Source organism: Photorhabdus africana (assembly GCF_035181445.1).
GTDB lineage: Bacteria > Pseudomonadota > Gammaproteobacteria > Enterobacterales > Enterobacteriaceae > Photorhabdus > Photorhabdus laumondii.
The window spans coordinates 34,567-44,925 of record NZ_JAXBVE010000036.1 but is presented as its reverse complement, the minus strand read 5'-3'; the positions used below and the strand labels follow the sequence as shown (position 1 = coordinate 44,925).

Genomic DNA, 10,359 nt, shown 5'->3' with positions numbered 1-10,359 from the left:
TTACCGGCTGACATGGATGATGCCGGACGGTTTACCGGTGACCTGGATATTACGCACGGAAATGGGCCGCGGGCCGCTGGCGTTGCTGAAACTGCGGGGATTTACGTTGCCGAAAGCGATTTTTGACACGACACCGGGGGATGACACAAAAATGTCGGCGGTCGATGACGATGACCTGACGGAGGGATCATGTTGCAACGATTGATAACAACCTGTCTGGGTGAGTGTGATGTGTTGGCCCTCGCCCGAGAGCAGACCGAACGGTGGACGACGTGGTTGTTGCCCATTAGCGCGGAGGCGCCGACCGGGGAGGATCCGGTTCATCACGATGATTTTCAGCGTATGCGGGAGGAGGTGAATAAACTCAGTGGCATTGATACGGCCCTTATCTGTCAACTGGCGGAAAAATTGCTGATGACCCACTGTAAAGATGTTCGCGTGGTGACCTATTACGTCTGGGCGCGTCTGCATCAGGAGGGTGAAAACGGTCTGGCTGAGGGGCTGACGTTGTTAGCCGCGCTGGCGGATCGTTTCGGCGAAACCTTGCTACCCCTTCGGGCGGGCCGCCGTCAGGCCGCGCTGGTGTGGCTGACCGGGAACAAAATTCAGGCCAGTTTATCCCGTCACCCGGCAGTGAATCGCGCCGATGTTGAACGCGTGCTGGCCGCGCTGGCGTTACTGGAACACGTGTTTGCTGGCTGGGACGAGGCGACTCGTCCAACCCTCGCCGGGCTGGCGGGACTACTGGAAAACCGTCTGGCCCAATCGGGCGGTGTTGACGCTGTGGTGCCGCAAACTGTCGCACAGACCGCGTCGGCGAACGGTGACGGGCCATCCTCCATCGTGCGGCCCGTGCAGTCCGGGCGTGATTTGCTGGAACAGGCGCGTGAACTGGCGCGTTATCTGCGTGATCAACCGCAAGGGTGGTTATCCAGTCATCGCCTGATGAAAAGTCTGCGTTGGGATACCGTCCATCAGTTACCGCCACAGGATGCCACCGGACTGACCCGTTTGGCGCCGCCTCGTACTGAATACCGGGCGCAATTGAAACGGCTCTACCGGCAACAAAGTTGGCGTGAGTTGTTGACGCAGGTTGACGGGATGTTTGCGGAAGGGGTTAACCACTTTTGGCTCGATTTACAGTGGTATCTCTGTCAGGCGTTAAGCAAATTGGGCCATCCTGATGAAAGTTGGGGGGATATTGTGAAACAGGATCTGAGCATCCTGCTTGGGCGCCTGCCGGGGCTGGAGAATTTGGCCTATAACGACGGGACACCGTTTGCTGATGAGGTGACCGGTCAGTGGATAGCGCGGGACGGGGTGGCGGCCCTGGATCACGGGTTACCGGCCGCCTCTCCGGCACCGGGTGAAAATGACATTCTGGCACTGGAAGCGGAGGCGTTACAACTGGCGGACAGTGAAGGTATTGAGGCTGCGTTGCGTTGGCTGGGGCAATTGCCGGGGATCATGGGGGTGCGTTCCCGCTGGCTCCTGCGCTTGTTGATGGCGCGGGTGGCAGAGCAGTACGGCAAAAATGAGATGGCGTTGCATCTGCTCGCGCAGCTGGACACCGACGACCGATTGGGTCTGAGTGATTGGGAACCGGCGCTGATGTTTGAGGTGAAAGCCCGGCGACTTAAGTTGCTGCGGATGAAAGCGCAGCGTAGCGAACAGGATAAAGCGCTGACGGCACAACGCCGGGAGACTTTGCTGGCCGGATTGGTGGCAATTGATCCCGTCAGGGCCGCGGTGTTGTGTCGCTGATCGCCCTGGAACACGGCAGGGCAATCTTATCCCTGTTCGACCCGTTTTACCCTCTCTACGGTATTTATTCTGAACCGTTTTATGACTGACTTGAGGACAATCCGATGGATGATTTAATCCTGCGCTACTACGAGGCAGAAATGCGCTACCTGCGTGAAGCGGGCAAAGAGTTTGCCAAAGCCTATCCTGACCGGGCGGCGATGCTCAATCTGGACAGAGTCGGCATACGTGACCCCTATGTGGAGCGGCTGTTTGAAGGCTTTGCCTTTCTGATGGGCCGCCTGCGCGAGAAGCTGGATGATGACTTGCCGGAGTTGACGGAAGGGCTGGTCAGTTTGCTGTGGCCGCATTATCTGCGCACGATCCCTTCACTGTCCATTGTGGAACTGGGCGCGGATTGGGCACAGTTGCAACAGCTGAAGAATCCGGTGCAGGTGAAAAAGGGCTTTGAGGTGCTTTCGCAACCGATCGGCCCACAACAGACCCGGTGTCGCTATACCACCACCCAGGCGGTTCAGTTGCTGCCGATGGCGCTGACTGACGCCGGCCTTAAGGCTGAACCGGATGGCCGTGCTGTCATTCGTTTGCATTTTGAGTGTGGAACTTTGGTGGACTGGCGCCAGATTGATTTGAGCCGTTTGCCCCTGTATCTGAGCGCGGACAGCCCGCTGGCCTGTGCGTTACATCGGGCATTGACCCTTCAGACGCAACAGCTTTATTTGCGCCTGCCCGGCCAGCCTGACCGCCAGCCGTTTGACGGGGGATTCTCGCCGTGGGGATTTGGCGATGAGGAAAGGCTGTGGCCGAAAGGGGACAGTGCGTTCAGTGGTTATCAGTTGCTGCTGGAGTATTTCACCTTCCGCGAGAAATTCATGTTTGTCACGCTTTGTGGGCTGGAAAAGCTGACTATTCCCGACAGAACACCGTGGTTTGAGCTGGATGTGGTGCTGCGTGAAAGCTGGCCGAATGAGTGGCCGTTTTCTGCGGAGCATATCCGTTTGCATTGTGCCCCGGTGATTAATCTGTTTCCGCTGGAATCCGATCCGTTGCCGCTGTCACCGTTGAAAACGGAGTATTTGCTGCACCCGATGCGCCTTCAGGACGGGCATACCGAGATTTATTCGGTGGATGCGGTGGTGTCCTCGAAACGCAGCGAGCACCATGCGTATGTGCCCTTCAGTAGTTTCCGCCACAAAGGCGGTATGTTGCGCCATGACGCGCCGGAGCGTTACTACCATACTCGGGTGAAACAGGGGCCGTCAGGTTTGTACGACACTTGGCTGATTCTGGGCGGGGAAGCGGTCGATAATGGGGGATCCCAGGAAGAAGAAAATCTGTCACTGACGATGACCGGCACCAATGGGCAACTGTCTCGTCGGGCATTGCAGGAGACGCTGCTGGATACGGCGGTTTCTCCCCCTTTGACGGGGCTGACCGTGCGTAATTTGTGTGAACCGACATTGCCGTGTTATCCGCCAAATCGGGATCGCTTTCATTGGCGGGTACTCAGTCATCTCGGCTCCAATTTCCTTAGTTTGATGGATAACCCAGAAGTGTTGCGCGGGACGCTGGCCCTGTACGACTGGACCGACGATGATATGAACGCGCGCCGTCTGGCGGCCATCGTGGCGGTGAAACATGCGCTCATTGAGCGGTTTGAACAGGGGTGCCTGCAACGGGGGGTGCACATTGAAGTCACGCTGGACAGCAAGGGTTTTTCAGGGGCTGGCGATATCTGTCTGTTCGGCGAGATGCTCAGTCGCTTCTTTGCCTTGTACACCGATATCCATCTGTTTAACCGGCTGACGCTGATCTTACAACCCACAGGGGAACGTTTGTTATGGCAAGAGAAACACAGTCAATACATTCCCGGCTAATGTCCGTACTGAAAGCCGATATTTCGACGCTCAATTTCTATCAGTTCTGTCAGGCCATTGAGCGCACGGCCCCGGATCGGCTACCCCTGGGCAGTACGGATAATCCCGCCGATGACGTAATACGTTTCCGGCCCCATCCGGGGATGGGCTTCCCTATCGGTGAACTGAAAACGATAGAAACGGACCGTCATCATCCGGATCGTCCACCGACGGTCAGAACCACATTTATGGGGCTGTACGGTGTGGATTCCCCGTTGCCGACCGCTTACCTGAATGATATCGCTCAACACCGGGAAGGGCATGATGCGGTTGAAGCCTTTTTGGATATGTTTAATCACCGGATATTCACCCAGTTTTACCGTATCTGGCGTAAATATTCCTACCCGGCGACGTTTGCTGCCGGGGGCAGTGACCCAACATCGCAGTGTTTGCTGGGGTTGATTGGCTTGGGTATCCCGGGCAGTCAGCAGCAGATTACCACGCCGGCCTCCCGTTTTCTGGCGTTGCTCAGTGTGATGCGTCTGCCGACCCGGACGGCGGAAGGCGTATCGGCGCTGGTGACATTGCTGGCGCCGCAGACCCGTGTCGTGGTGACACCCTCTTGCCCGCGGCAGATCCCGCTGATGCAACCGGCTGGTTTTTCAGACTCGCAGCCGATTTCCCTGGCGCAACGTACCGTGCTGGGCAGGATCGGCACGGATATCAACAGCCAGTTATTGTTGGCGCTGTACACGGATTGCCCGGAGGAAGCGCGGGGCTGGCTGCCGGGCGGGCAATTGCAGACGGATTTATGGGTGTTGCTGCGCGTTTATCTGGGCTGGCGGTACCGGGCCCGGCTGCAATTGACCCTTCAGACCCGAATATTACCGGTGCCGGTGTTGGGCGAGCAGCCTGTTCAACTGGGGCTGACCGGGGTGTTAGGGCTGAAAGCTGGAGATAATCGGGGGGCGGTCCCTGACAAAATGACGGTGGATCTGGGGGATTATCAGGGGATACCGCCGGACAGTTATCAAAACACAGGAGGACACGATGTTAACTATGCCTTTATATAAAGCTGTGCCGATGATAGCGGCAATAACCTTACTGCTGACCGGTTGCGGTCTGACTCAGACCGTAACGGATGGCACGGTATCTGTTACGCACGCCCTTTTTCATCGGCAGGTGAAAACATTGCGGCTGGATTTTACGCCCCGGGCAGCGGTTAACACGGATAGTGGGGAACATGTTGCTCTGTCCGTCCCGACGCTGGTCCGGGTTTATCAATTGCGGGATAACAAAACGTTGGAAAAGGCGGATTATGCAGATGTGCTGGAGAATGGTGACCGGGTGTTCGGTGCCGATTGTCTGGCGAGCGGGGAGGTGGTGGTCAAACCCGGGGGACATGCCGCTCTTAATATGCCGATGGCGGCGCAAACGAAATATGTCGCGGTGGTGGGCCTGTTCAGACGCCCTGATTTAGCCGGGGCGACCTGGCGTACCATCATCAGGCGCAATGCGTTGTTACCGGATAAGCCCCGCACGATTGAGTTGAATGCCAGCGGCCTGACGCTGTTGCCTGAAAAGGAGTGAATTGAATGAAAAAGAAAATCAACAAGCCTTCCCTGCATGAATGCCTTTTCGGCAACTTTAGCGGCGGGTTGGATTTGCATCAGGTCAGCGAAGAGAACCAGGTGATTTTGTCGGTACTGGACAATATGCAGTGTATCCTCAATTGCCGGGCGGATTCGTTGATCCATCTGCCGGATTATGGCCTGCCTGATCTCAGCACTATCCTGCAAGGGCTACCCGCGTCGTCACAGCGTTTGATCTCGACGATTGAACATACGCTGTTGACTTATGAGCCCCGCTTGAAGCAGGTCGGTGTCACGTTATTGCCGGAGATTGAACCGGCACATTTGCGTTATGAAATCCACGCTGAACTGAAAGGGGTGGGGTGGGTGCATTTTAACACCGAATTTGTCCCGGAAGGGAAAGTCTTGATCCGCCATCTGCGCCAACAAGGGCGGATAGATTAATCTGCGGCAGACTGCCTATTTCGCTGACGCTTTCTGTTGTCCCACCGCGTTAATGACGCTGATTTCAGCAACAAACTTGGATGAAAATACAGTGATGACTGAAAATATTGTCTATACCGGGGATGATCCCCGGACACAACCTGAATTCAGTGCGCTGAAAGACGAAATGAGTAAACTGAGTCATCCGGCACGGCCTGACGTTGATTGGGCCAGAGTTGAGCAGCTTTGTTTGACGTTATTTCAGGTCAACGGGGTAGAACTGCAAAGTGCTGCCTGGTACACATTGGCCCGGGCACATCGTGCCGGATTAGCGGGTATTCATGAAGGGTTGACTCTGATTGAGGGGTTAGTGGCTCATCAGTGGTCTCAATTCTGGCCTCAATCTACCCCTGTCAGGGTTGAGATATTTGCCGGGCTGGTTGCACGTTTACAGCAGGTGTTACGTACCGCTGTTTTCGCCTATATTGACCTGCCGCTGATTTATCGTGTGGAAAAGGTTCTTGAGCATCTGTGTGAAGTGCTTCAACGTCTGGAACTGAAACATATGAGTCAACTCGATAGCCTCCGCGAGTGGTTTCACAACAGCGCCCGGCGCTTAGAGCGTCTGAGGCCGGAAACGGGGATGATGCCTGTTGTCTCGATCTCCTCCGTACAACCTGGAGGCAATGCTATTTTGACGCCCACGGAACACCTTCGGCCACAACGGATATATGTCGTGCGTGAAACGGTCTCTGGTGTCTCCCCCCAGAGCAATGTGGTCCGGGCTGTACCCCGTTGGAAAGCTTGGCACGGTTTTGTCGCGGGTGTTGCGTTGTGCGCGTTGGCAGTGACCGGCGTCTGGGGGGTGAATGAAATGCGACAAGCACCGCTGTTGGTGCAGGCACTGCGGGCGACCACGCAACCTTTGCCGGGTACGTTGTCCCCAACGCAGCTTGCGGAGTTACGCCATCCGAACAACGCGGTACTGTTGAGCCGGTTGCAAGATGAAACGCTGGCAGCCAGTCGGGAGAGGCTGGCCAGTTTGGATGCGTTGCCTGCGTTGTGGCGATGGGAATACGGGGCGCAGTTATTACACCAACTGCGAACATTGTGGCCAGCCAGCCAAACGGTGCAGGAGATGGGGAAACAGTGGCAACAGCAACGTGAAGCCACGGCGTTGCCTGTCCCTGAATTGGAAAATTACCATCTGGCCCAATTGCGTCTGCAACAATTGGCTGCCCAACTTGATGCGCTGGACGAAAAACGCGGTCGTTATCTGACCGGCTCTGAATTAAAATCGATGGTATTTGGCATTCAGCAACCGTTGATGAGGACACCGCCATTGGAAGAATTGCTGCGCCAATTGGCCGAACAACAAAAAAGTGGCACGGCCTCCCCGGCATTGCGCCAGCAAATTGATACCCGTTTTAATCAATTACTCAATCGCTATGCACTGCTCATGCAGTCTGTAATCCATTAATCAATGCACTCCTGCCAGTGTGTCCATGCCGAAGGGAATAAGCTGTCCGGCGTGTCAATCATTGCGATTGAACTACGTTGAGGAGATGTCAGCGGGTAATCTCATGGTTCACAGTGACGCGTGTCGGCATCAGTTTATGATGTATCCTGACATACCCAAGGGGGTTGATCCGTTTGCCGAAAAAACACCGAATGACCAGGTGTCTGAACCGGACTGGTTCCGGCGCTTGTTTGCGCATACCACTCTTCCATGAAAATATCAGCGACGACATTGGCGAGGTGAGATGCCAAGATGCTCAGCGGCACGACTGGTCTTCATGCGACCATCAATTACATCCTGAATAGTTTTGAGACGATTGGTTTCTTGCAACGTGAAATATCCTGATTTCTGAGCTGTCATGCAGCAGAGTCCTCATAACATTTCCCCTGTGGTTGATAGAAGATCGCCACACCACAGGAAGAATGATAGATTTGAAGTCTAAATACAAAAGGACGTTGCGGATGAAAAAAGCTTTTTTTTTCTTACTGGATAACTATGCAGATTGGGAAGGTGCCTTTCTTGCTAGTAGGCTGAATGCAAGCAAAGAGTGGACAGTAGAGACTGTTTCTCTAGAAAAAGGCACCTGTAAATCAATAGGTGGTTTCACCACCATGATTGATAATTCCATTGAAACTCTTCCCTCCTACGTTGATCTTTTTGTCTTGATCGGAGGAAATTCATGGAAATTAGAGTCATCATCGAATATAGAATCAAGTAAACTAAATAAACTTATTTCCATTTATCTCAATGATGGAGTTGTTGTTGCTGCAATTTGTGGAGCTGTTGATTTTTTGGCAAGGAATGGAATATTAAATGATTATAAACATACTGGAAATTCTCCATGTTTATGGAGAGGTTATAATAAATATAAGAGTGATGAAAATTTCATTTTAAAACAAGTGGTTGTTGATAGAAATTTAATTACAGCAAATGGGACGGCATGTATTGAATTCTCAGAGTGTGTACTAAAAAATCTCAATTTTGAAGCACCAGATATAATCAAAAAAGATCATGAGTTGTTTCGAATAGGCTATTACAATTATCTTCTTCAATATGAAGAAGATCCATTTAAATAGGCGGATATCAGTCTAGTAATATTGAATAGATATTTAACATATCTTTTTGTCCTGAGCGAGTTTTAATATCGTACTAAGCTTTTTATTATCAATGAATTGCCCTTGGTCAATGCAATCAAGTTTATCGAAAACCTGATAGCTGAGAGCACTTTGCCATTACTAAAACACAAGGCGATCCAGCGGCTAACCGCAGATGAGTGGTGTATTCTGGCTGTTTTTGTCGCCATTCAGCGAGCGCGATCTTACGGTGAGCAGTTGCCGATATTTCACTTGATCGGTGCGCTGACCGACAAGCTGAAAGGCATGGGCTCCACGGCGGAACAGGCGCTAGGGGGTCCCCCAGATACTGGGGCCCGGCATCTTTTTCTCCGTAACGGCTACTGGGCAATGCCAGTCTGCATCCTAGTACTACAGCCGTACTTATCCTGTGGATGGACTCTCACCTCTACGACGATAGTGACACTGCTGAGCACGGTACTGGTGCCTTCGCCTCCAGATAGACCAATGCAGAATATGTTCAACGACCTCCTGGGCTTTCCACATCAGTCGTGACAGTAGCCTGCGCAACTCCGGGACGCTCAATGCAATCAGCCCCGGCACCGTTTTTTTTCTCCTGCACCCGCAAGGCTACCAGCACCGCGTGGGCTAACAAGGACAGCGTGATGTGACGATACCAGCCCTGCCAGCGGCGCACTTCGTATTGCGCCAGACCGCACTCCCCCTTGGTGGCTTCGAAGCCCGTCTCTATCTCCCAACGCCGGCCCGCCACCTGCGCCAGCGTCTTGAGCTTCGCCTTCTTTCGCGGCGCATACACCACGTAGTAGGCTAATTCCCGTTTCTCATCACGACTGCGACGCACGAGCAGGTAGTGACCGAAACGCCGTTCTTCCCGCGTGAATTGCACGCGCCAAAGTGGGGTAAACGCCCAGTCGTATCGACGTTCGCCTTTGGCGCCGGTTCCCGCAGACCGGCACTTCCAGGCTTGCGGCGTTAGCGATTGGGCGATGGCCTGCGCACTCATGAACACCGGCCCTTTCCACCACAGCGGCTCATTCCGGGCGACGCCCAGTACAAAGGGCTGTTGGCGCGACTCCAGCCAGACCCGCAGGCGGCGGTCACCGCCATAGACACTGTCGCCCGCTACCCAGCCACAGGGGACACCGGCATCCAGTGCCCGCTCAAGCATCTGGCAGGCCAACTGGGGTTTCGTGGCAAACTTCACTTCCGTGGGGATACCCGCCGCCTCGCGCCTTGACGGGTCATCAATCCACTGACGGGGCAGATATAACTCCCGGTCAATGAAGGCACTGCCCCCACCGCCGGCATAGCACAGGAAAACGCCAATCTGGCTGTTCTCCACCCGTCCGGCGGTGCCGCTGTACTGGCGCTGTACGCCGGCGGAATACTGTCCCTTCTTGATGAATCTGGTCTCATCGACAATCAGCACGCTGTTGTCATCCCGCAGGTGGCCGACAACGTAGTCACGCAAGATATCGCGGGCCGCCTCGGCATCCCACAAGGCACGTTCAAGCAGATGCTGTACCGTCAGGAGAGGTTTCCCCCATCCACTCAGCCAGTTGCCAGCCGTTCTTGCGTTCGACGTTGCTGAGAAGTCCTTTAAGGTAGGCCAGACTGCGCTGTCGGGGTTCGGAGCGCTTGAACAAGGGAGCTAAACGGGCATGTAATGTATGCAGCTCCTGTGTCCACTGGGTCAACGGTGTTTGCATCAAATCGTTCGCTATGTTGGCATGAGAACTTGGCGCATTATCACACAATATCTACGGTTGTAGTATTAGGACAGACGACTTAAGTATGTGATGGTATTTTTGCTGCTACCTTATTTTTACCCTTTTTTTGAAGGGGGTTGTAATTTGTTGATTTTATGGATAAATTAATTATCTCTTATAAAAAGGGTTTTTCACTTTTTAGTAGTTATGCTATTTAAAAATCAACAGGTTAAAGTTAATATGTAACAGTGCACTGCCGTACAGGCAGCTTAGAAAACAGGGACGTTGATATCATCAAGTGTTGCTAAGTGCACTGCCGTACAGGCAGCTTAGAAATTGCAGCGTCCACCAGATGTCCGCAGAGATACGTGCACTGCCGTACAGGCAGCTTAGAAAAGTTAT

The 10,359-nt window shown here is 53.7% G+C and carries 10 protein-coding genes, 1 pseudogene and 1 CRISPR repeat array (1 of these 12 only partly in view); of the genes and pseudogenes, 8 read left to right on the top strand and 3 right to left on the bottom strand.

Going from position 1 to position 10,359, the window contains the following annotated elements:
• Positions 1–189: 189 nt before the first annotated feature.
• The 7 genes from tssA (at position 190) to SLS51_RS17830 (ending at position 7,368) form a co-directional block, all read left to right on the top strand.
• On the top strand, positions 190–1,764 hold the full coding sequence (gene tssA / locus SLS51_RS17860; RefSeq protein WP_323839984.1) for a type VI secretion system protein TssA: 1,575 nt from the start codon (positions 190–192) through the stop codon (positions 1,762–1,764).
• Positions 1,765–1,868: 104 nt separating this feature from the next.
• Positions 1,869–3,641 (top strand): type VI secretion system baseplate subunit TssF, encoded by a 1,773-nt coding sequence (gene tssF / locus SLS51_RS17855; RefSeq protein WP_323839983.1) that lies wholly within the window; start codon positions 1,869–1,871, stop codon positions 3,639–3,641.
• Positions 3,605–4,693, top strand: coding sequence for a type VI secretion system baseplate subunit TssG (gene tssG, locus SLS51_RS17850; protein ID WP_323839982.1), 1,089 nt, complete (start codon positions 3,605–3,607; stop codon positions 4,691–4,693). The genes tssF and tssG overlap by 37 nt, the downstream gene beginning before the upstream one ends.
• Positions 4,671–5,210 carry a type VI secretion system lipoprotein TssJ gene (gene tssJ, locus SLS51_RS17845; RefSeq protein ID WP_323839981.1) on the top strand — a complete coding sequence of 180 codons (540 nt, stop codon included), beginning with the start codon at positions 4,671–4,673 and terminating at the stop codon, positions 5,208–5,210. The genes tssG and tssJ overlap by 23 nt, the downstream gene beginning before the upstream one ends.
• Before the next feature lie 5 nt (positions 5,211–5,215).
• The gene (tssE, locus tag SLS51_RS17840; RefSeq protein ID WP_323839980.1) at positions 5,216–5,656 is read left to right on the top strand and encodes a type VI secretion system baseplate subunit TssE; all 441 of its coding nucleotides are present in this window, start codon (positions 5,216–5,218) and stop codon (positions 5,654–5,656) included.
• Between the two features lie 94 nt (positions 5,657–5,750).
• Positions 5,751–7,115: a VasL domain-containing protein gene (locus SLS51_RS17835; protein WP_323839987.1), complete on the top strand. Its 1,365-nt coding sequence runs from the start codon at positions 5,751–5,753 to the stop codon at positions 7,113–7,115.
• 25 nt (positions 7,116–7,140) lie between these two features.
• Complete coding sequence (locus tag SLS51_RS17830) at positions 7,141–7,368, top strand: hypothetical protein (RefSeq protein WP_323839979.1); 228 nt, start codon at positions 7,141–7,143, stop codon at positions 7,366–7,368.
• A gap of 5 nt (positions 7,369–7,373) precedes the next feature.
• On the opposite strand, the gene SLS51_RS17825 is transcribed toward SLS51_RS17830, so the two are convergent.
• Positions 7,374–7,514 (bottom strand): hypothetical protein, encoded by a 141-nt coding sequence (locus SLS51_RS17825; protein ID WP_323839988.1) that lies wholly within the window; start codon positions 7,512–7,514, stop codon positions 7,374–7,376.
• A 101-nt stretch (positions 7,515–7,615) separates the two neighbouring features.
• Between SLS51_RS17825 and SLS51_RS17820 the strand changes: the two genes are divergently transcribed.
• Positions 7,616–8,230, top strand: coding sequence for a DJ-1/PfpI family protein (locus SLS51_RS17820; protein WP_323839978.1), 615 nt, complete (start codon positions 7,616–7,618; stop codon positions 8,228–8,230).
• 377 nt (positions 8,231–8,607) lie between these two features.
• On the opposite strand, the gene SLS51_RS17815 is transcribed toward SLS51_RS17820, so the two are convergent.
• Entirely contained in the window at positions 8,608–8,751 is a 144-nt protein-coding gene (locus tag SLS51_RS17815) for a hypothetical protein (RefSeq protein WP_323839977.1), read from the bottom strand.
• Positions 8,748–9,957 (bottom strand): annotated as a pseudogene (locus SLS51_RS17810) (IS701 family transposase). Before SLS51_RS17810 ends, SLS51_RS17815 begins: the two are co-directional and overlap by 4 nt.
• A gap of 248 nt (positions 9,958–10,205) precedes the next feature.
• Positions 10,206–10,359: direct repeats of the CRISPR family, unit length 28 nt; unit sequence GTGCACTGCCGTACAGGCAGCTTAGAAA (it continues 954 nt past the right edge of the window).